11 protein-coding genes are annotated in these 23,357 nt (G+C 41.6%); 7 read left to right on the forward strand and 4 right to left on the reverse strand.

All coding sequences use genetic code 11. The annotated features are described in order from the left end of the window. Positions 1-115 precede the first annotated feature (115 nt). On the forward strand, positions 116-937 hold the full coding sequence (locus BJP34_RS14780; protein WP_070392995.1) for an Rpn family recombination-promoting nuclease/putative transposase: 822 nt from the start codon (positions 116-118) through the stop codon (positions 935-937). A gap of 479 nt (positions 938-1,416) precedes the next feature. On the opposite strand, the gene BJP34_RS14790 is transcribed toward BJP34_RS14780, so the two are convergent. Both BJP34_RS14790 and BJP34_RS14795 read right to left on the reverse strand, forming a co-directional pair. Continuing rightward, positions 1,417-1,677 (reverse strand): hypothetical protein, encoded by a 261-nt coding sequence (locus tag BJP34_RS14790; RefSeq protein WP_070392997.1) that lies wholly within the window; start codon positions 1,675-1,677, stop codon positions 1,417-1,419. Positions 1,678-2,073: 396 nt separating this feature from the next. Next, positions 2,074-2,328, reverse strand: a complete 255-nt coding sequence (locus BJP34_RS14795) for a hypothetical protein (RefSeq protein ID WP_070392998.1) — start codon at positions 2,326-2,328, stop codon at positions 2,074-2,076. 282 nt (positions 2,329-2,610) lie between these two features. Between BJP34_RS14795 and BJP34_RS14800 the strand changes: the two genes are divergently transcribed. Beyond that, positions 2,611-3,576 carry an esterase/lipase family protein gene (locus BJP34_RS14800; protein WP_229424371.1) on the forward strand — a complete coding sequence of 322 codons (966 nt, stop codon included), beginning with the start codon at positions 2,611-2,613 and terminating at the stop codon, positions 3,574-3,576. 135 nt (positions 3,577-3,711) lie between these two features. Beyond that, positions 3,712-5,736: a tetratricopeptide repeat protein gene (locus BJP34_RS14805; protein WP_229424372.1), complete on the forward strand. Its 2,025-nt coding sequence runs from the start codon at positions 3,712-3,714 to the stop codon at positions 5,734-5,736. 67 nt (positions 5,737-5,803) lie between these two features. Here BJP34_RS14805 and BJP34_RS43340 read toward each other — a convergent pair whose 3' ends face one another. Continuing rightward, positions 5,804-5,977, reverse strand: a complete 174-nt coding sequence (locus tag BJP34_RS43340; RefSeq protein ID WP_158517222.1) for a hypothetical protein — start codon at positions 5,975-5,977, stop codon at positions 5,804-5,806. 745 nt (positions 5,978-6,722) lie between these two features. Here BJP34_RS43340 and BJP34_RS14810 point away from each other — a divergent pair. The 4 genes from BJP34_RS14810 to BJP34_RS14825 all read left to right on the forward strand — a co-directional run bounded on the left by BJP34_RS14810 (position 6,723) and on the right by BJP34_RS14825 (position 19,745). After that, a complete protein-coding gene (locus BJP34_RS14810) occupies positions 6,723-10,982 on the forward strand; it encodes an SDR family NAD(P)-dependent oxidoreductase (protein ID WP_083305184.1) in 4,260 nt (1,419 codons plus the stop codon). Beyond that, positions 10,979-17,575 (forward strand): non-ribosomal peptide synthetase, encoded by a 6,597-nt coding sequence (locus tag BJP34_RS14815; RefSeq protein WP_070393000.1) that lies wholly within the window; start codon positions 10,979-10,981, stop codon positions 17,573-17,575. Before BJP34_RS14810 ends, BJP34_RS14815 begins: the two co-directional genes overlap by 4 nt. Before the next feature lie 72 nt (positions 17,576-17,647). Beyond that, the gene (locus BJP34_RS14820) at positions 17,648-18,811 is read left to right on the forward strand and encodes a hypothetical protein (RefSeq protein ID WP_070393001.1); all 1,164 of its coding nucleotides are present in this window, start codon (positions 17,648-17,650) and stop codon (positions 18,809-18,811) included. Positions 18,812-19,340: 529 nt separating this feature from the next. Continuing rightward, a complete protein-coding gene (locus BJP34_RS14825; RefSeq protein ID WP_070393002.1) occupies positions 19,341-19,745 on the forward strand; it encodes a hypothetical protein in 405 nt (134 codons plus the stop codon). On the opposite strand, the gene BJP34_RS14830 is transcribed toward BJP34_RS14825, so the two are convergent. Further along, the gene (locus BJP34_RS14830; protein ID WP_070393003.1) at positions 19,742-23,068 is read right to left on the reverse strand and encodes a CHAT domain-containing protein; all 3,327 of its coding nucleotides are present in this window, start codon (positions 23,066-23,068) and stop codon (positions 19,742-19,744) included. The genes BJP34_RS14825 and BJP34_RS14830 overlap by 4 nt on opposite strands. Positions 23,069-23,357 lie beyond the last annotated feature (289 nt).

Here is a 23,357-nt window from a genome sequence, read left to right on the forward strand (position 1 = left end):
CTACTACTTCCCTGCTCCCTGCTCCCTGCTCCCTGCTCCCTACTCCCTACTCCCTGTTCCCTGTTCCCTGTTCCCTGTTCCCTGTTCCCTGTTCCCTGTTCCCTTTGGTAAAGTAATGACATTTATCAGCCCCAAAACCGACTTTGCCTTCAAAAAGATATTTGCATCCCAAGAAAGTAAACCGATTCTGATTAGCTTTCTCAATGCTCTTGTCTACCACAATCAACCTCTGATCCAAGATTTAGAAATTATTGACCCTTATCAGTCTTCTCCTCTTCCAATCCTCAAAGACTCTTTCCTCGATGTGAAGGCCAAACTGAGTGATGGTTCTTTGGTGATTATTGAAATGCAGGTTTTGCAGGTAGAATCCTTTGCCAGAAGAGTTTTATACAATGCGACTAAAGCTTACTCTCTACAGTTAGGTAAAGGAGAAGGGTATCGTTATCTCAAGCCAGTGATTGCTCTGACGATTACCGATTTTGTGATGTTTCCTGAGCATAATCAGATAATTTCTAATTTCAAGTTACGAGAAGAAACTACCAACATAAACTACATCGAAAATCACTTGCAGTTAGTGTTTGTGGAATTACCGAAGTTTGAAAAACAGTTGGAGGAGTTAGAGCAACTTGATGAGTTGTGGATGTATTTTTTAAAAAATGCGCCTTTCTTAGAAACCGTGCCACCGCAAATGGCGCAATTACCAGAGTTTCAACAGGCATTTGGGATTGCTTCTGAGGCAAATTTAAGTAGGAAGGATTTGGAGGAATTAGGAAAAAGAGAGATGTTTATTCATGACCAACAAGGGCTTGTGATTTTTACAGAAAAACAAACTAAGAACGAAATAGCACGCCAACTCTTGCCTTTGTTAGATAATGAAACGATTAGCCAGACTACTGGCTTACCTGTAGAGGAAATTGAGAAGCTTCGAGAAGGTTGAGCGGTTTGAAAGGAGTAGGGTGGGCAAATTATGGAAGTTTCACCAAGTGATAAGTTTTCATGTCAATTTGCCCACCAGACAAGAGCGATCGGACTTAAAGCTGACAGTCAGGTAGGGTGGGCAAATTATGAAAGTTTGACCAAGTGATCACGAATCATGTCGATTTGCCCACCAGACAAAAAATCGTAGTCAGGTAGGGTGGGCAAATTATGGAAGTTTGACCAAATGATAAGTTATCCTGTGGATTTGCCCACCAGACAAAAGCGATTGCACTAAAAATCGGGCGTTGCTGAATTAAGGAATGAATGCGCAATCATCTGGTGCATGTTAAAGCCCCCGTGGGTCCCCCAACTTTGCGGTGCGACCCAAGGGCGATTTACTCGCCCATTGGAAAGCGCACCGGAAGGGACTTTGAACGTCTTATTCCCCCCAGAATTGGGGGGTTAGGGGGGCAAAACCATAGCTATAATCAGCAACGCCTAAATTCCTAGTTCATTGTAGAGAGATTCTTTATTGGCACAAACGGTCAAGTTTTTTTGTTCTTCAATATTTATAATCGCTTGTTGCGTCTCTTCATTGAAGTCGTTAAGTGTATAATTTTCTTCTTCAATCCGTTTCTCTCTTTCAGCTTGCTGCAAAAATTCAGCAAGGTGTTTTTGTAAATAAATAGCTAGGGCGTTTTGTTGTTCTTCCGAAAGCTGTGCGATCTGCTCAAAGGTTTCTTGGATTAATTTAGTCATGGGTTGTTTTTGTGAAACCGTATTAATTCAATTGTAGCACTCTAAAAATCGTAGTCAGGTAGGGTGGGCAAATTATGAAAGTTTGGCAATTTGATCAGTTATCCTGTGGATTTGCCCACCAGAAAAAAGCGTACGCCCTAAAAATCCTAGTCAGGTAGGGTGGGCAAATTATGGAAGTTTGGCAATTTGATCACGAATCATGTCCCTTTGCCCACCCTACTGTAGCTATTCCCTATTCCCTGTTACCTAAAAAATAATAACCAAAAAAAATAGCCGCAGAACAATGTTCCACGGCTAGGAATTGTTACCTATGTCTCAACGTTGTAAACCCATTCGGACGTGATCCGATGTGATTGGCCTTTGGCCAGGGGGCAAAGCCCCCAGAAATTTAAGCCCTTAACCCAGCATTAAGTATTTCGTCATTACCGTGATGAATTCCCCAGGAATGTCAGTTGGTTGAAGGGGGCTCCACTCGTCAACTTGGGCGTAACCTCGTGCATAAAGGGTATGGATGGTGTTGGTTATTGCCTGGCGAGACCCCTTAAGAATATGCTTAATCGGGTATTTTTTTTTGGAAGGTTCCTGAGGAGTATTACTAGGAGTAATCTCCTCAGGATTGTTTTCTGGGTTAGGACGGAAGTTGTCAGACATAGTAAAAAAAACGTTTTAAAGTTTACAACTATAATCATAACGATTATAAATTACTTTGTCAAGGAATTTTATATTTATTTGAGAAGTTTATTGATATAATATGAAGTCTTTTTTTTAAAAGGAATTCTAAATTCTAAATTCTAAATTCTAGATTCTAAATTCTAAATTCTAAATTCTAAATTTCCGACTTCCGACTCCCTGGATTTTTTTTGTTAGACTAAATCGAAATAGGGTTTCAGGCATCTACTGGTTAATGCTATATAATTAACTGGAGGCTAATCGGTGAGTGATTCAACGGGCTTAATTGAAATCAAAAGCCATCAGGACTTAGTGCCCAGTGCCGATGTGGTGTTTGTTCACGGGCTGGGAGGGCATGCCAGAAGCACGTGGCATCCCCAGGGAAAACGGGATGATGATGACTACTGGCTAGGATGGTTAGGAAAAGATAATTTATGCGTTAACATCTGGTCTTTTGGGTATAGCGCTGAAGCGACAAACTGGAAAAGCCACAGCAGTATGCCCCTTTTCGATCAAGCCAGTAATTTATTAGATTGCTTAGATAGCCGCGATCTCGGTGAACGTCCATTAGTATTTATTACTCACAGTCTGGGCGGGCTTATAGTTAAAGAGATGCTTAACAGTGCTAATAATTTTGATCAATATAAAGGTATTCTTGAGCAGACTAAAGGGATTGTATTTCTGGGAACTCCCCACAGTGGGACTCATCTAGCTAAATTAATTAAGAATATTCGCATTTTGGCACGAACTACAGTAAGCGTTAACGAACTCGAAGCTCATTCCCCCCAGTTACGGAAATTAAATCAGTGGTATAGACAAAACGTTCGGAGTCTAGGAATTGCCACAAAGGTCTATTATGAAACCCAAGCTGTAAACAGGATTTTGGTGGTAGAGCCAGATCGTGCCGACCCAGGCATTGAAGGAGTGAACCCGGTTGGGATGCCAGATGACCACATTTCGATATGCAAACCAGAGTCTCAAAACAGTCAGGTCTATCTTGGTGTTAGGAAATTTATCAAAGAATGCCTCAACACTCCTGTGCCGCCAATTCAACCGAGTCCTCAAGATATACGGGAAAAGAGCAGCAAGACTATGAATGATAATCACAACCCTAGAGGTATACAGAATAATATTGGAAATATTGGTAAAAGTCTACAAAACATTGACACTATTAACGCTAATAATCAATATATTGCTCAAGAGATACACATTAATAACGGGTCTGATTAGCTGAAGTCGTCCGACCGGGAACGGACAAAGTTAAATCCCCCCAGTAACATTACTAATCGTGGCACTCTCTACTTTGTCGGTAGAGAGGATAAACTTGAGCAGCTCCATCGGGAACTTCAACAGACCGATCAATTAGTGATTTGTGCCATTGCCGGAATGGGTGGCGTAGGCAAAACCGAGTTAGCTCTACAATATGCACTGAGAAATCAGCATAACTACCCTGGGGGTTTGTGCTGGTTACCAGTGCGGGGGGCAGATCTCGGGACTCAACTTATTAGTTTTGGACGTACGGAATTAGGATTAACCATTCCAGATCAACTAGAGTTCAACGAAAAGGTAAGATACTGCTGGAGAAATTGGCCAGAAGGAACAGTATTAATCGTGCTGGATGATGTAGTAGACTATCAAACCATTCATCCCTATTTGCCTCCAGCCCAATCCCGCTTTAAAGTACTGATCACTAGCCGTCAGCGTCCAGGGAATTCTTACCGACGAATTGACCTGGATGTACTATCCCCAGAGTCAGCCTTAGAATTATTGCGTCAGGTTGTTGGCAAAGAGCGCATTGAGCAAGAACTAAAGGAAGCACAAGCCTTATGTGAATGGTTGGGTTATCTACCTTTGGGTTTGCAGTTAGTAGGAGGATATTTAGATCTACATCCGGGGTTAACTATCGCTAAAGTAAAAAAACGTTTAGAGAAACAAAAATTAGCAGCTAAGGCATTACTTGATCTTAAACTTGGGCAAATCAAACCCCTGTTGGGAGTAGCAGCAGCGTTTGAGTTATCCTGGGAGGATTTGAAAGATTGTCCACAAGCCCAGCAGTTGGGATGTCGTCTGAGTCTGTTTGCTCAAGCTCCTTTTGAGTGGTCACTGGTAGAGAATTGTGTTAGAGAAACTGACGATGAGGATGACTGGGAAGAAGAACAAGAAGAATTGGAAGAATTACGGGATAGCTTCCTAGTCAATCGTAATCTGTTGCAACTGGGTGAACAGCAAACCTATCGACTCCATCAACTAATTCGAGAATTTTTCCAGACCAAGCTGGCTCAATTACCAGAGGCCGATTGCTACAAGCAACGCTTTTGTCAAGCAATGGTGGCTGTGGCCAAAGAAATTCCTGATACACCAACTCGCGATCAGATTGCAGCAGTTACCCTCGCCATCCCTCATTTAGCCGAAGCTGCCACAGTCCTAACTGACTGGCTCAGGGATGAAGATTTAAAATGGCCCTTTCTTGGCTTAGGAAGATTCTATCAGGGTCAAGGTACCTATGACCAGGCTAAACCTTGGTATGAGCAATCTTTAGAGATAACTAGAAGCCGCTTGGGTGAAAACCATCCCTCGGTGGCCACCAGTCTCAACAACCTGGCATTACTCTACTGGTCAATGGGGCGCTATCACCAGGCCGAACTCCTCTCTCAACAGAATTTGGAGATCTATAAGCAGCTGGGTGAGAACCATCCTGATGTGGCCACCAGTCTCAACAATTTGGGTTTAGTCTACTACTCAATGGGGCGCTATGACCAGGCCGAACCCCTCTATCAACAGGCTTTGGAGATGTCTAAGCAGCTGCTGGGTGAAAACCATCCCCATGTGGCCAGCAGTCTCAACAACCTGGCTGCACTCTACGATTCAATGGAGCGCTATGATCTCGCCGAACCCCTCTATCAACAGGCTTTGGAGATGTATAAGCAGCTGCTGGGTGAAAACCATCCCGATGTGGCCAGCAGTCTCAACAACCTGGCATTACTCTACGATTCAATGGAGCGCTATGATCTCGCCGAACCCCTCTATCAACAGGCTTTGGAGATGTATAAGCAGCTGCTGGGTAAAAACCATCCCGATGTGGCCACCAGTCTCAACAACCTGGCTGGACTCTACTACTCAATGGGGCGCTATGACCAGGCCGAACCCCTCTTACAACAGGCTTTGGAGATGAGAAAGCAGCTGCTGGGTCAAAACCATCCCGATGTGGCCACCAGTCTCAACAACCTGGGAAATCTCTACAGGTTAACGGGGCGCTATGACCAGGCCGAACCCCTCTATCAACAGGCTTTGGAGATTGCCGAAGGTCGGTTAGGGTCAAATCATCATAACACTGTAAACATTCGTAAGAATCTGGAAAGTTTGCGCTCTCTTCTAGGGAAGTTAGGGTGATCAAACCATCCTAACACTGTAACCATCCGTGAGAATCTGGAAAGTTTGCCCTCTCCTCTATCAAGGATTATACATAAAGCCTATCTTGGGTTAAAATCCTGGTTTTCTGACTAGACCTCGGAGCATTAGGAACAGATGTGGCATTGCTGAGGGGCGGGATGAATATAGCGCTACGGGCAAGGCAATAGGCAATAGGCAATAGGCAATAGGCAATAGGCAAGAGGCAATAGGCAATAGGCAAGAGTTTACTACAACAGCGTTTCAGCTTTTATAAATGTCAAACATGCTATATCAGTAGAGTGGGCATCCTGCCCGCCCGGAAATGAAACAGGCAAGATGCCTGTTCCACCAACATGCCCATGGCACAAAACTCCTAAAATCATTCTATTATTAAGCAAACCTTGATTTTAAGCTCACCACTGAATGCTTACCAAGCTTTGTTTCCTCCTAGCTATAAAGGATACTATTTTTATACTTTTTTCAATTAAATTTTATAAAAAAAATATTAAATTACCCTGGTAACTTTACTGCCTATACTGATACTGGTAACCTAGGGAGCATGTCAACTTTGTAATTAGGTACATAGATCCCCCCTAACCCCCCTTAAAAAAGGGGGGAATTAGATTGAAAAGTCCCCCTTATTAAGGGGGATAATGGGGGATCTGAATCAGGGATTAACAAAATTGACATGCTCGCGGTAACCTAAATTGTATCAATGCAAATCCTCTGTCGTACTTTTTATAATTCCAAGAGCAGAGCATGGCAATAGATACGGCGTTGCTGATTCTGGGTATGGTTTCGCCCCCCTAACCCCCCAATTATGGGGGGAACAAAACTCTTAAAGTCCCCCAAAGTTGGGGGATTTAGGGGGCTTGAATAAAACCAGATAATCGCGCATTCATTTCTTAATTCAGCAACGCTATAGATACAGCTCCTCATGACTAGTAGCAGCTCATTAAATAAAATAACTAGATCAGGGTAAAACTATGAACTTAATTAAATTCTTACAAGACCTTTCTCTAAAGCGAATAGAACTCGCAGAAATAGAAACAGCTTTGTTATCCATTACAGAAGTAGAACAAGCTTATGTACTAGCTCATCAAACCTTATTAGTAGCTTATGTCGTTGTGAGCGGAGTCTGGAACCCGAAACAATTACACTCCCAAATTCAACAGCAGTTACCCCCAGACATGATGCCAGGAGCTTATGTTCCCCTGGCTCGCTTACCCTTAACTCACAACGGAAAAGTAGACGAAGTAGCATTAGGGCGTTTCCCAGTAATTGACGATAACGTAGTGCAACAATGGGAAGCAAAACTCAAAGCAGTGCCAGAAATAGAACAAGTAGCAGTGGTAGTGCAACAGAAAACACTAAAATTACCACCATTGCATTTATCAGACTTGCTGCCATCAGAACAAATAAAACTGCCCAATCATGGTGCAACTCCCGTAGTAGAAAAGTTAGTTCCTCCAACAGAATTACCAACCCAATCAACATCAGCAAAGCAAGCCATCAGTGAAGGAGAACCAATCAAGTCGCCGCCAAATGCACCAACTACCTTAGCACAAGCATTAGAACGAGCAGCAAAACAGCACGGGGATACCAGTCTGATATATATTCAGTCAGATGGAGAAGTAATTACTCAAACCTATAGTGAGTTGTGGGTAGAAGCTCAAAGACTATTAGGAGGGTTAAGGCAGTTAGGTTTGAAACCTCAAGATAAAGTAATCTTTCAACTAGAATCAAATCAAGACTTTATCAGTGCATTTTGGGGTTGTGTGTTAGGAGGATTTGTACCAGTACCAGTATCAATACCCCCTAGTTATGACCAATCCCACAGTAGTCTTACTAAACTGCAAAATACTTGGGCTTTATTAGGACAGCCTTTGATACTCACAGATAGGAAATTAGCTCCATCAGTGAGTGGGTGGTTTCAAGGTCTTAATTTAGGGAAGTTTGTGGTTGAAACTTTGGAACAATTACGAGGTTTTGAACCAGATCCAAACATTTACGAAAGTCAACCACAAGACCTGGCAGTTTTGCTGTTAACGTCTGGTAGCACTGGGATACCTAAAGCAGTAATGCAGCAAAACAGCAATCTATTGAGTATGTCTGCTGGTACAATTGCCATGAACCAATTTTCTAGTCAAGATGTCACCTTGAATTGGATGCCGATGGACCATGTAGGAGCATTGGTATTTCTGAGTATTATGGCAGTAGACTTAGGATGTCAGCAGATTCATGTACCGACACAATTGATACTGCAAAATCCACTCAAGTGGTTAGATTTAATTGACCGTTATCAAGCCACAATTAGCTGGGCACCAAATTTTGCATTTACTCTGATTGGCGATTGCCTTTGGCGCGGCGAAGCCCATCGCGCAGAAGAAGTGACCAAACGACACTGGGATTTGTCCTCAATGAAATTTTTAGTAAATGCAGGAGAAGCAATCGTTACTAAAACTGCCAGAAACTTTCTTAAACTTTTAAGCTCTTATGGTTTATCGACCAAAGCTATTCATCCAGCTTTCGGAATGTGCGAGACTTGTTCCGGGATTACATGGTCTAACCGTTTTTCTCTTGAATCATCATCTGATCAAGATAAATTTGTTGAACTTGGTCCACCAATTGCGGGGGCATCTTTGAGAATTGTTGACGCAAATCAACAAGTAGTTGGTGAAGGAGTTATTGGATCTTTACAGGTAAAAGGCGCATCAGTTACCTCCGGTTACTATCAAAATACCACGGCAAATCAAGAAGCTTTTACCGCAGATGGTTGGTTTAACACAGGAGATTTAGGGTTTCTCAAGAACGGGCGTTTAACAATTACCGGACGACAAAAAGACGTAATTATTATCAACGGGTTAAACTACTACAGCCATGAAATCGAATCGGCGGTAGAAGAATTACCAGAAATAGAAGTTTCTTACACCTGCGCTTGTGCCGTGCGAGAAGCTAATGACAATACCGATAAACTAGCCATATTTTTCAATAGTGAGCAAACCGAAGATACAGAGTTATTAGCTTTATTAAAAGCTATCAGAGAACAAGTAGTCAACCGCATGGGAATTAATCCAGATTATATAATACCCCTAGACAAAGACTTAATTCCCAAAACTTCCATCGGTAAGATTCAACGAACTCAACTAAGTCAAAGATTTGCCACAGGAGAATTCCACGAAATCTTAAAACGGGTAGATTTAATTACCGAAAATAGCAGCAACACAATTCCTGATTGGTTTTATCAAAAAACATGGCAACGAAAACAAGGAAATTATCAACTACACAAATTAGCAAAAATCGGAGTAATTTTAGTATTTATAGATAAATTAGGCTTAGGTCAACGATTATGCCACAAATTAGACACTAATTCTCAGCCTTATGTGCAGATAGAACTAGGACAAACTTTCACCAAAGTCAATGACAATCACTATATAATTGGTACAGATGTTAGAGACTATCAACAATTATACCAGTCTATAGCAGCAGATAATTTCCAAATTGGAGCAATTATTCACCTATGGCATTATGATGAATATCCTGAAGTAATCCCTGATACAAAAACTCTAGAAACAGCACAAATAACTGGCATCTATAGCCTCTTATTTATCCTACAAACCTTCGGTAATCAGAGCCCAGATTATCCAGTACGACTACTGTATGTCGCCAGTCATAGTCAATCTCTCAATCCCCAAGAACCCATTGCCTATGAAAAAGCAACAGTACCAGGTTTGTTGAAAACTATCCCGATGGAAATCCCTCACTGGCATTGTCGGCATCTGGACTTGCCACAAGACTCATTAGAAGCCGATGGGCGAAGCCCCGCCAAAGGCGATCGCATCCTTGAGGAACTAACTATTGATGCCAAAGATTCCGAAGTTGCTTATCGAGATGGAGAGCGTTGGGTATCAGGTATCGAGAAAATTGACCTACCTTCCTTACCCAAACAACCATTACCATTCAAAACTGGAGGGACTTACCTGATCAGTGGCGGCTTAGGAGGAATTGGTGTTGAAATTGCTAAGTATCTCTTGGAACATTATCAAGCTAAACTATTGCTGTTAGGTCGTACACCCCTACCAGATAGCAACAGTTGGGAAACTTATTTACAGCAAGGGGGTAAACTAGCCGAGAAAATCAAAGCTTACCAACAATTACAACAATTAGGTGGTGAGGTGATTTACCAAGGGGTAGATATAGGCAATCTCACAGCAGTGCAGGAGGTAGTACAGCAAACCTTGTCTGGATGGAACACTCAACAACTGGATGGAGTGATTCATCTAGCAGGGTTGATGCAAGAGCGTTTGCTGAGGGAGGAAACACCAGAAAGTTTAGCTGAGGTGTTACGTCCTAAACTGATAGGAACTTTGGTATTACATCAATTGGTAGAAAAGCAACCAAAGAGTTTGTTTATCAATTTTTCCTCTATTAATGGCTTCTTTGGTGGCACAACGGTGGGAGCTTATGCAGCAGCTAATAGTTTCTTGGATGCTTTCTCTTACTATCAACGTGAGATGAGTCAGTTACAGAGCTATTGTTTAGCTTGGAGTATGTGGGATGACATGGGGATGAGTCGGGGTTATCAGATGAAGCAGTTAACTCAAGCCAAGGGATATTTAGCAGTGGGATTATCTCAAGGTATGTCTTCACTGTTAGCTGGTTTATGCCATGACCAACCCTACTTAATGGTGGGTTTGGATGGTAGTAATCGTAATATCAGAAGATTGACTTCTACTTCGGATAGTCTGCAACAATTAACAGCTTACTTTACGACTAACGATAAGGCTAAACCCAATGTGAGTGTTCTGCAGCTAATGGTACAGGATGCAGTGGGTCAACCTAGTAGTTGTGCTCTGGTGGAGTTGGCTGAAATGCCTGTGACTGAGGGTGGGGAAATTGATATAGCTTTACTCTCTCAGAGTAATTTGGGTCGTTCAACTAAAGAAAAGGTAAAGCCCAGGAATGAGACAGAGCGCCAAGTTGCTCAAATTTGGCAGGAACTGCTTGGGGTGTCCCAGGTGAGTATCTATGATAATTTCTTTGAGTTGGGGGGCAATTCTCTGTTGGCAACTCAGGTGATTTCTCGCTTGCGTCAGGCTTTTGAGATGGAACTCAACTTAAAGCTTTTATTTGAGTATCCGACTATTACTGGCATAGCCCAAAACCTAGAAGTGCTGCGTCAAGTTGCTCAAAATCAGACTACATTAACTTCTGAAACAGAAGAAAAGGAGCGGTTTCTGTTATGAAAATAGTTGATTTTATATCTTATCTACAAAATCTAGGTATCAAACTTTGGATAGAACAAGAGCAACTAGGATGTGATGCTCCAAAGGGAGTAATTACACCAGAATTAAAACAGGATTTAATCGAGCGTAAAACAGAAATTATAGAGTTTTTGCGTCAGGGGGATAAAACTCAAGAACAGTTTATTAAACAAGTTTATATAGATGGTAAATTACCTTTGTCCTTTGCTCAGGAAAGGCTATGGTTTTTGAACCAGCTGTTTCCTAATAATCCCGCTTATAATGTACCAATTGTTCTGACTATAGACGGTACTTTAAATGTTGTCGCCTTGGAGCAAAGTCTGAACGCAATTATCCAACGCCATGAAACGTTGCGGACTACCTTTTCTGATATCAATGGAAAACCCGTACAGATAGTTGCTCCAATAACCGACCTGACACTGCTAGTGGTAGACTTGCAAAATCGCTACTCGCCCCAGGAGCAGTCAGAAAAAGTTCAACAGCTAGTCAGACAGGAAGCAATGGCACTGTTTGACCTAGCTAAGGGACCGATGCTACGAGTTACTTTGTTGCGACTTGACCCAGAACGTCATGTGCTGCTGATCACAATGCACCACATTATGTGCGATCTCTGGTCTTTAGGGATTTTAGTTAAAGAGCTATCTAGTTTCTATACAGCTTTTTCTCAGGGAAGAACCCCGATTCTACCAGAACTACCTATCCAGTATCCAGACTTTGCTTACTGGCAACGGGAATGCTTTGCTGGAGAGGTGCTGGAAAAACAATTGAATTACTGGAAAAAACAACTGGCTGGAGTTTCCCCAGTTCTGAAGCTTCCTACAGACTACCCCCATCCTGCTCAACCTACATTTAAGGGTGGGATCGAGTCTTTTCAAATAGATCTAGATTTGACTAGAAAACTAAGACAGTTAAGCCAAGAGTCAGAAAGTACATTATTTATGACTCTGTTATCTGCATTTTTTGTTTTATTATCCCGTTACAGCGGTCAATTAGATTTAGTAGTAGGTTCTCCTATTGCCAATCGCAATCGAGAGGAAACTGAATCATTGATTGGTATGTTTGTCAATACCCTTGTGTTACAGGCTGACTTGTCAGATAATCCCACCTTCAAAAAATTATTAAATCAAGTAAGAGAAACTACCTTAGAAGCCTACGCTCACCAGGATTTACCATTTGAGAAGCTAGTAGAAGAGCTAAAGATAGAGAGAAACTTAAGTCATAACCCTTTAGTACAGGTGGCGTTCGCTCTCCGGAATACTAAAATCGAACCTTGGAATTTACCCGGTTTAAGGGTAAGCCAAAGGTTGGATTTTGATTTCACCAGATTCGATTTGGAAGTTCACTTGATGGAAGTTTCATCAGGTTTGGAAGTTTGTTGTAACTACAGCAGAGATATTTTTGAGCCAGACACAATAGACCGGATGATGAAGCATTTCCAGGTTTTGTTAGAAGCAGTGGTGAATCATCCAGAACAAAGGGTATTGCAATTGCCAATAATGACAGAGGTAGAGCTAGATCAGATACTAGTAGAATGGAACGATACCATAACAGATTACCCCACAGACAAATGTATCCATCAGTTATTTGAAGCACAAGTCCAGAAAACCCCAGATGCAGTAGCAGTAGTATTTGAGTCGCAGCAACTTACCTACTTCGAGTTAAATTGTCGAGCTAATCAATTAGCTCACTACTTGCAAAGTTTTGGTGTCAAACCAGAAGTATTAGTGGGTATTTGTGTAGAGCGATCGCTGTTGATGATAGTGGGATTGTTGGGGATTCTCAAGGCAGGTGGAGCTTATGTGCCATTAGACCCAAATTATCCCACTTCGCGACTCAATTACATGATAGAAGATGCTCAACTCTCTATACTACTGACTCAACAAAAATGGCAACATTGTTTACCTGAAACAGCAGCTCAAGTAATATGTCTAGACCCAGAGCTACCAAAGACAGCAAGTTCAGAAAACCTCACAGTATCAATAACATCAGAGCATCAGGCATACATGATGTATACCTCCGGCTCAACTGGTCTACCCAAGGGAGTAAACATCAGACATCAAGGAGTAGTGCGACTGGTAAAAAATACCAACTATATTACCCTCACCGAAGAAGACATATTCTTACAATTAGCACCCATATCCTTTGATGCAGCGACATTAGAAATTTGGGGCAGTCTGCTCAACGGAGGAACTCTAGTAGTAATGCCTCCCCATCAACCCTCCCTAGCAGAAATAGGAGCAGCTATTAGGGAAAATAAAGTCACGACCCTATGGCTGACAGCAGGGTTATTCCAACTCATGGTAGAAGAGCAACTAGAAAACTTACTCCCAGTAAAGCAACTATTAGCAGGAGGAGACGTCTTATCAGTAACCCATGTGCAGAAAGTAGTAGAAAAATTCCCAGGATGTCAAGTAATTAACGGTTACGGCCCCACAGAAAACACCACATTCACCTGCTGTTTCCCAGTTAAAGCTGATAGTAATCTACAAAAATCAGTACCTATAGGTAAACCAATATCTAATACACAAGTATACATTCTGGACTCCCATTTACAACCAGTACCCATCGGAGTAGCAGGAGAATTATACGTTGGAGGAAATGGTTTAGCAATAGGCTACCATAACCGTCCCGAACTTACAGCAGAGAAATTTATTCCCAACCCTTTTGAGAACTCAAAAGCCACAAAATTATATAAAACCGGAGACTTGGCACGTTATCTCCGAGATGGCAATATCGAATTTATTGGTCGAATTGACCATCAGGTAAAAGTGCGAGGATATCGCATCGAAACAGGAGAAATAGAAGCAGTTCTCAATTCATCCCCTCAAGTCAAAGAAACAGTAGTAGTAGCAATAGAAGACAACCCAGGAGAAAAACGCCTAGTAGCATACATAGTACCCGAAACTGAAACTACCATAACCTCTAACCTGGAATTATCAGATCAGACAGCTAAACAACTGATACCGCAGTTGAGAGAGTATCTGGAGTCGAGGTTGCCAGAGTATATGATACCAAGGGGGTTTGTAGTGTTGTCGCAACTGCCACTGACCCCCAATGGCAAGGTAGACCGTAAGGCATTACCTATACCGGATGTTGCTAGTAGTGTGTCCACAGAATATGTAGCTCCCCAGACCCAGACACAGAAGGTCTTAGCAGAGATTTGGCAAGAAGTGTTGGCAATAGAAAAAGTCGGAATACACGACAACTTCTTTGATTTGGGGGGGCATTCTTTACTAGCGACTCAGGTTGTCTCTCGGATACAACAGGCATTTGCAGTGGAGTGCCCTCTCAAGACTCTCTTTGAAACGCCAGAGCTAGCTAGTTTAGCTCAGAAACTGGAGAAATATCTAGCAGCAAGTGAGGGTGTGGAGACAATAGCGATCGCACCAAGAGTGAAAGATGGCAACCCCCCACCATTATCCTTCGCTCAACAAAGGCTATGGTTTATTGAAAAAATGGCCTTGAGTAGCAACGCCTACAATATGCCATTAACCCTACATCTAGTAGGGCAACTAGACTATTTAGCTCTACAAAAAAGCCTGAACCAAATCATCGCTCGCCATGAAACCCTGAGAACTACCTTCAGTGAAATCAACAGCACAGCAGTACAAATAATCAAACCCCCCTTTGAACTCCAACTAGCCAAAAAAGACCTAAGAGGGTTAACACCATCTGAGGCAACAAACAAACTCCAACAACTACTCCAACAAGAAAATCAACTTTCATTCAATCTAGAAGTAGACCCCCCCATACGTGCTTCTTTGTATCAACTAGAAACAACAGAACACATACTGCAAATCACATTACATCACATCGCTAGCGACGGCTGGTCACTGACAGTATTATCCAAAGAACTCTCAGCCATTTACACTGCCACAGTGCAAGACCAACCATCCCCATTACCACCACTACCAATACAATATGCCGACTTTGCAGTGTGGCAGCGGAACTACTTACAAGGTGAAACCCTAGAAAACCAACTCAACTACTGGAAGCAAAAGCTCCAAGACTTGCCCCAACTACAACTACCCACAGACCATCCCCGACCTCCAGTTCAAACTTTTAATGGAGCAGGTATACCGATAAACATACCAGCAGCAGTAACATCAAAAGTTAAACAACTCAGCCAAAACCAGGGAACCACCCTATTTATGACCCTGCTCGCAGCCTTCAAAGTATTGTTGTCTCGTTACAGTGGTCAAGAGAATATAGCAATAGGAACACCGATCGCCAACCGCAACCGTACAGAAATAGAAGGATTAATTGGTTTCTTTGTCAACTCCCTAGTCATGTACACAGACCTGGGAGGGTCTCCTAGTTTCACAGAAGTATTAAACCGAGTCAAACAAACAGCCCTAGAAGCTTATACTCACCAAGACATACCCTTTGAGAAGTTGGTAGAAGAGTTACAACCTCAAAGGTCTCTATCCCAAAACCCCTTATTTCAGGTGATGTTTGCCGTTCAGCAGGAGGAAATATTAAAACCATCCTTCAACTTACCTAACTTAGAGATAGGGTTAGGTTGGGAGCGATGGATGGGAGATCTAATGACAGTGCGGATGGACATAGAGTTACATCTGTGGCCAGCAGGAGAAGAAATCAAAGGATTTTGTGCCTATAACCGAGACTTGTTTGAAGCTAAAACTATTAGCAGGATGCTGTCACATTACCAAAACCTACTATCAGCAGCAGTAGAGACTCCAGAACAACCTATTAGCCAGTTGCCATTAATGACAGAGCCAGAGCTAGACCAGATACTGGTGGAGTGGAACAATACCATAACAGATTACCCAAAAGACAAATGTATCCATCAATTATTTGAAGCACAAGTAGAGAAAAGCCCAGATTCAGTAGCAGTAGTATTTGAAGAGCAAAAGCTGACCTATTGGGAATTAAATAGCAAAGCCAATCAACTAGCCCATTACTTGCAAAAATTGGGAGTAGTTCCAGAAACCCTAGTGGGAATATGTGTAGAGCGTTCAATAGAGATGGTAGTAGGTTTATTCGCCATACTCAAAGCGGGAGGGGCTTATGTAGCTTTAGAGCCCAACTATCCGGCTTCGCGCCTAGCTCAGATACTAGAAGACGGGGAGTTACACTTAGTGTTAACTGACTCCAACTCCCAGTTTCACTTACCAGAAACCAAAACACCTATAATAAATATCAACCAAGCTAATACGGTAGAAATACAAGCTAATGTAGTCAGTAATATTAATTCCCAGAACCTAGCTTATGTATTGTATACCTCTGGTTCTACAGGCCGACCTAAAGGAGTAGCAATTGAACACCGTAGTCCAGTGTCACTATTGCATTGGGCACGAGAAGTATATAGCCAAGAAGAATTATCAGGAGTGTTAGCCTCCACTTCTATCTGCTTTGACCTATCAGTATTTGAATTATTTGTGCCCTTAAGTTGGGGAGGAAAGGTCATATTAGCTGAAAATGCTTTACATCTAGCTGAATTACCAGCAGCAGGAGAAGTAAGCCTAATCAACACAGTACCATCAGCAGCCAGAGAATTAGTCAGAAACCAAAGTATCCCTACTGGAGTAAAAACAGTGAATCTGGCAGGAGAACCCCTAGATAATCAACTGGTTCAACAACTGTATGAACAACAAACAATTAAAGCAGTATACAACCTTTATGGTCCTAGTGAAGACACAACCTACTCAACATATAGCTTAATAGAAAAAGGAGCAACCAAGTCTCCAACCATAGGTAGACCAATAGCGAACACCCAGGTATATATTTTTAACGCTCATCTACAACCTGTGCCCATAGGAGTAGCAGGAGAGCTACATATAGGAGGAGAAGGACTAGCACGAAGTTACCTAAAACAAGCAGAATTAACTGCTGAAAAATTCATCTTTTGGCAGGGGAAAAGATTATACAAAACAGGAGACTTGGTAAGTTATCTACCTGATGGCAACATAGAATTCTTAGGTAGAATAGACAACCAAGTAAAAATCCGAGGCTACCGCATAGAAACTGGAGAAATCCAAGGAATTTTAAATGAAAATCCCAAAGTCAAAGAAACAGTGGTAGTAGCAAGGGAAGATAACTCTGGTAATAAAGGTCTAGTCGCTTATATAGTGCTCTTAAGTGAAACTCCAGAAGGATCACAGACAGAACAAATAGGGAAATTGAAACAGTATCTGAAAGAGCGGTTGCCGGAGTATATGATACCAAGCGGGTTTGTACTGTTGCCACAACTGCCACTGACTCCCAATGGCAAGGTAGACCGTAAGGCATTACCTGTACCAGATGTTACTAGTAGTGTGTCAACAGAGTATGTAGCTCCCCAGACCGAGACACAGAAAGCATTAGCAGAGATTTGGCAAGAAGTTTTGGGAATAGAACAGGTAGGAATACATGATAACTTCTTTGATTTGGGGGGTCATTCTCTAACCGCAGTAAAATTAGTTTCTAAGATATCCACAAATTTCAACATTAGTCTCCCTGTAAAAACTTTATTTTTGCACCCAACAATGGCTGAATTAAGTAATAGCATAACAGAAGTAATAAAAAACAAAAATGTCTATCGACAGCAAAATAATCAATCGATTTACAAATAAATTGAGGAAACATTAAATGAGAAAGTTGTACAAACTAAAAATTCCGATTATGTACAATTTAAATCTCGATCTTTGTTATCTTTATTTGCTGTGGGTAAAATTCCTCCTGTCGATGCAGCAGCCTTAGGTTATTTCGGAGAATATGATGCAGAACTGTTTGGTTGGAGTCGAGATTATATTATTGAAAATATCTTTGAAAATCTTCCTTTTTGGGTAATGGTAAAACAGACTAATTGGGGTCGAATCGCAATAATAAGTTTGCCTCGATTTGTTTCTGACTTATATAGCAATCAAGATGATACAGTACAGGCAACTATTGAAGCATTAGAAATGGCGGGAAGAATTGGTGCTAAATTTGTTTCTTTGACTGGCTTAATTCCTTCTGCTACTGATTATGGTTTGGCAATTACCAAGGCAATTGCTAATCGTCAGGATTTGCCAAAAATTACGACGGGACATAGAACAACTGGTGCTGCTGTTGTACTGACTATTAAGAAGATATGCGAGCAAGGTGGTCGAGATTTAAGTACAGAAAAAGTAGGATTTATTGGCTTAGGTTCTGTGGGTATGAATGTGCTGCCGTTAATGTTACAATGCTTACCACATCCTCAAGAAATTACTCTTTGTGACCTTTATAGTAAGTTAGAATTTCTGGAAAATATTAAACAAGATTTAGTCCATAAATTTGGTTTTAAAGGTCAGATAAATTTGGCATTATCAAAAACAACATTTCCCGAACAATTTTACGAGTCTACTTTAATTGTGGGAGCTACAAATGTCCCAGACGTATTAGATATTATGCAGGTTAAGCCTGGTACACTAATTGTTGATGATTCTGGTCCTCATTGTTTTTCAGTGGAGCAAGCTATTCAGCGTTTTCAGGAACGGGAAGATATTTTGTTTAGTGAGGGTGGAATGTTGCGATCGCCATATCCTATGAAAACAACAATTCATTTACCACCCTCTCTAGAAAAGATAATGAATAATGCTCAAAAGGAAGCAGTTTTTAATTCAAATCCTTTTAATATTATGGGTTGTGCTTTTTCTGGTTTACTCTCATCTCAGTTTGAGCAACTGGAGCCTACTGTAGGAATTTGCAATGGAGAAGAGTCTCAATTACATTACCAAATTTTGCAAGAATTAGAATTTGAAGCGGGCGATCTACATTGTGAACATTATGTACTTCCAGCAAAATTAATAGCCAATTTTAGACAGCGTTTTGGCAAAGATGTGTAAGGATTTAGGTGATAGCAATCCCTGGTGAAGTCTGCGTTCGAATATCGCAGACTTCATAATAAAAAAGATATCTGATTATTTTTTGTGTTATTATAGCAATTCTACAACTTGTGAGGTAAAATTCTGGTTTTTAGGGAGCAGGGAGCAGGGAGCAGGGAGCAGGTAAGAGGGAAGTAAATTAACTATAAAATTAATCCTCTGGTGGGCAGTGCCTCAGATAACTTGAAAAGCTGACAATCATTAAAGTGTTATTATGATCAGATATTAATTGTAGGGTGGGCAGTGCATAAAACCAATTGAAAACCTAACAATCGTTAAAGTAAGCACTGCCCACCGACCAGACAAGAGCGTAAGCACTAAAAATCGTAGTCAGGTAGGGTGGGCAAATAATGAAAGTTTGGCAATTTGATCAGGAATCATGTCCCTTTGCCCACCAGACAAGAGCGTACCCACTTCCAAATTCATTATTGAAAAATTGTTGTAAACTAAAAATCCTAGTAAAAATTCATCACTTCAACCGAACAACTTGATGACTACAGTTCCATTAACAGTCACCCTAGAAGAGATTGCCCAGTTTCGCTCTGAATTGGCAAACTATCCACAAGCATCATTAAGAGAGCAAGCCTTAAAAGAGCTTGAAGTTGTCGAGAACTGTAATGGGGATTTAGAAGCAGCGACAAGAGTACTAGCAAGACGAGTTGAAGAATCAGTCCGTAAAGGAGATTATACCTTTGATAATTTAGTTGATAAATCACGTAAAATTCTTTGTAAACCTGAAATCATGGAGAAATTGGCTAAGGCAAAAAATCCACTTATAGTGTTCGATTTGGTAGCCGTGTTTTTTCCACCTCCTTTTCCACAAATTATTGTTACCTTAATACTTATTCAAATGGGTGTGGAAGGTTTTTGTAATTCAGATAAATCTAAGCACTAAAATCCTGTAGCAGTGAAAGCTGCCCAATAAAAAGGATTAGCAAAAGGATGTGGTTTCTGACAAATTTTCTGGCGAAATACCTCTAGAGCGTCCTGGAATTCAAACTTATGCTCCGGTGGAAGTTGGGTCAGGATTTTATCAATGTGAGGCTGAAGATGATCGAGAAAGTTTTCACAATCTTTTCCGGTCAAATTTCGTAACCAAAGTTGGGCTTGGTTGAGGGCGATCGCCACATCCCCTGCTTCCCAGTGAGAACCTTTGATCAGGTTTTCATAGAATTTGATCATCAGGAACGAGGTAGAAAGATCACTCACTGTCCAGAGACTACTGACCACAGTAGGACTGCCTGCAAACAAGAAACCACTAGCCAGATTAATGTATTCATCGCTGAAACTTCCTATATCTATCATACCAGTTTCGCAGGCCGAGAGAGTGACAAGACGCGATTGAGTCAGGTTGAGAGAGAAAATTTCAGCTAAGGTCAGGTGTCCATCTTCTGAAGCTTCCGAGTCTGACCCCTTGGTTTCTGCTAAAATCAAGGCAGATTCTAAAGGCGAGATCGGGTTAAACCTACCATGACAAGAAAAGTGATAACAGTGGGCACTGGATAATTCTGGGTGGGTTTTGACATCTGCTTCTCGGGCATCTTTCCTTGCCAAAACTGTCGAGCGTGAAAAGAACGAGCGGATAATTTCAACTTCGAGATTAGTAAAAGCTAAATCCTCTGTGGGGTCTTGGATGGCAAATAGATGATTGAAATTAGGGCGTGGTTGGGTTTGAGTGAGTTGCAATAGTTGGCTACTGGGGGCATAACTGACTCCTCTTTCAAAGCGGTCTATAAGTAAATCGCCGTTGGATAAGGGCAGAGCATGGAGTGGAAATAGGTGTAGGAACCAATGAGGAATTAGGATGAGACGGTTGCATTTAACCCCAACTTTCTCAAAGATGTTTTCAATCTGGGTGATAATGTTATCAATACTTAGAAGCTTAGCCAGCTCTGTAAGCCTAGAGGCTAAATTATCTTTCCACTGGTCTTTTTCCTGATAATATTTTTCAAAATACTCATCATTCAAATTGATAAAATCATCGAAATCTTTAGCAGATGATTCTGCAATTACAGGGTGCTGACTGTGACTGGTGACAATAAAGGTAATAATTTTATCGGTGGTAACATACCACTCAATCATGGCAGTATGTTCATCAATCAGGCTCTGAATCTCCCTAAACGGAATAGTTTCTACTTGTTGAGTTATACTGAAACTGGAGTCATACTTATCATTAATTTCTTTGAGCACCTGATCTAACTGCTGTCGCGATTGTTGTAATTGTTGCTGTAGTTGTTTCTGGGATTTTTCTAATGCTTGCCGTGGCTGTTGTTGTTGTTGACTCTGATTTCCTGATAGTTGGTCTATAACTATTTGTAACTGTCTTTCCAAGGATGGAATGTTTCGATGTAGTCGATTTAACTCGGCTTTGATATCTTCGGGAACATCGCCTTTAGGAGAAAGATTGCGGTTGGTGAGCAGTTGCACTAGGTTGCGGGCTTTGCTGCGTTCAACTGTTTCTATCGCTTGATCCGATTGTCCGATATTGATATAGGCTTGTACCAGTTTGTGATAAACGTCAATTCTCATTGACATCATCTCTTCGCGACCTTGATCGGTAATTGCCCAACTACGACTGAGTTCCACTGCAGTTATGGCTTGTTCGTAGGCATTAATGGCTGGTTGCCAGTTACCTTGGGTGAAGTGGAGGTTGCCGAGACTGCGGGAAGGTCGGAGATGGTCAATGGGATTTGCTTCAAGGGTGCAAACTTCCAATGCTAGTTGGAATGCTTCAATCGCTTTTTCGAGATTCTCTTGCCTATCACCACGGATTCTGTCACTGTAGGCATTGCCCAGGTTGGTTTGAGTATTTGCCCAATCGATGAGGAAGTCTGATTTAGTGTGAACTGACAAAGCTAGTTGGTATGCTTTTATCGCTTTTTCGAGATTATCAGCCCTGTCCCCATCAATTCTGTCACTGTAGGCAAGGCCCAGATTGTTTTGAGTCTGTGCCCACTCGTAGGGGAAGTTTTGTTTGGTGCGAACTTCCAATGCTAGTTGGTATGCTTCAATCGCTTTTTCGAGATTCTCAGTCCTGTCGTCACCGATGTTTTCATAGTAGGCAAGGCCGAGGTTGTTTTGAGTTGAGGCCCAATTGATGGGGAACTCTTCTTTGGTGTCAACTAACAAAGCTAGTTGGTATGCTTCAATAGTTTTTTGGAAATTCTCAGTCTTGTCGCCACGGATTCTTTTACTGTAAGCAATACCCAAGTTGTTTTGAGTCCCTGCCCAATCGATGGGGCAGTCTTGTTTGGTGCGAACTTCCAATGCTAGTTGGAATGCTTTAATCGCTTTTTCAAAATTCTCAGCCCTGTCCCCATAGATTCTGTCAATGTAGACAGCACCCAGGTTGTTTTGAGTTGATGCCCAATCGATGGGGAAGTCTTGTTTGTTGTTAACTGACAAAGCTAGTTGGAATGCTTCAATAGCAAGTTCGAGATTATCAGCCCTGTCCCCATGGATTCTGTCACTGTAGGCATGGCCCAGGTTGATTTGAGTCTGTGCCCAATTGTGGGGGAAGTCTTCTTTAGTGCAAACTTCCACTGCTCGTTGAAATGCTTCAATCCCTTTTTCAAGATTCTCAGCCCTGTTGTGGCGGATTTTTTGACAGTAGGCTATACCCAGGTGGTTTTGAGTCACTGCCCAGTTTTCCGGGTTACTCTCACGGGTAAAAACTGTTAGCACCTTTTGGTAACCAGAAATAGCGATTTCTATGTTATTGGCTTTATTACCAAGTTGAAAATCGCTGATCAGGTTGCTGAATTTATCAATAATTATTGCGATGCCTTGTGCTATTTCTGGTTTCGCGTTTAAGAGACTAGCACTTGCCCAGGTTTGCAGGACATCGATAAAGCTATCATCGAGTTTGTCTAGGTTGGCTTCCAGCAGTGGGTAGACGACTTTCGGGTCGCTATCGCTTTTGACGGTTGCTTGCAATACTTCGTCTAAGAATAGCAAATAGTCTAGGAATGAAATATGAGCTGACGTAGGCGACTCTGAGATTCCGCTTAAAAGCTGATTCCTGAGACGCAGTAAAAAGTTAGCAACATTTTGCTTGCCATCTGCTACCATTTTTTTTGAAATTATTTCCATAACCTCCCATAAACCATCATCCACTAACTCACGGTTTTTCTCAAGAAGTTGAACTTGATCACTGCTGGAACAACTTAGCAGTTCGTTACTTAGCTTGACGTATGCTTTGAATCTTTGTTCGTCCATTCCCTACTCTCTACAATCCCAGACGTTATCACTGACTCAATTAATAATTCCTCTAACTATAGCAAAAAAAAATCGGTCAAGCTCTGGTTAACCCCAATTCTTGACCGAATTCTCTGGTAAAGCTGAGCTACACTCAACTCTAAATCATTACTGATGAGCTAATACATTATTATCGAATTAGTCAGCAACTGCTCGAAAGCAACCACATCCTAACTCATCCTTTATCCTGATTTATATCCCTCCACAAAAAACGTTCACGATTCATAGTCGCCAGGGCAACGCCCTGTCT

The sequence above is a fragment of the Moorena producens PAL-8-15-08-1 genome (assembly GCF_001767235.1).
Lineage (GTDB): Bacteria > Cyanobacteriota > Cyanobacteriia > Cyanobacteriales > Coleofasciculaceae > Moorena > Moorena producens_A.

Coding starts and splice junctions, on each gene's coding strand:
- BJP34_RS14780 (WP_070392995.1), top strand. CDS start 116: ATGACATTTATCAGCCCCAAAACCGACTTTGCCTTCAAAAAGATATTT.
- BJP34_RS14790 (WP_070392997.1), bottom strand. CDS start 1,677: ATGACTAAATTAATCCAAGAAACCTTTGAGCAGATCGCACAGCTTTCG.
- BJP34_RS14795 (WP_070392998.1), bottom strand. CDS start 2,328: ATGTCTGACAACTTCCGTCCTAACCCAGAAAACAATCCTGAGGAGATT.
- BJP34_RS14810 (WP_083305184.1), top strand. CDS start 6,723: ATGAACTTAATTAAATTCTTACAAGACCTTTCTCTAAAGCGAATAGAA.
- BJP34_RS14815 (WP_070393000.1), top strand. CDS start 10,979: ATGAAAATAGTTGATTTTATATCTTATCTACAAAATCTAGGTATCAAA.
- BJP34_RS14825 (WP_070393002.1), top strand. CDS start 19,341: ATGACTACAGTTCCATTAACAGTCACCCTAGAAGAGATTGCCCAGTTT.
- BJP34_RS14830 (WP_070393003.1), bottom strand. CDS start 23,068: ATGGACGAACAAAGATTCAAAGCATACGTCAAGCTAAGTAACGAACTG.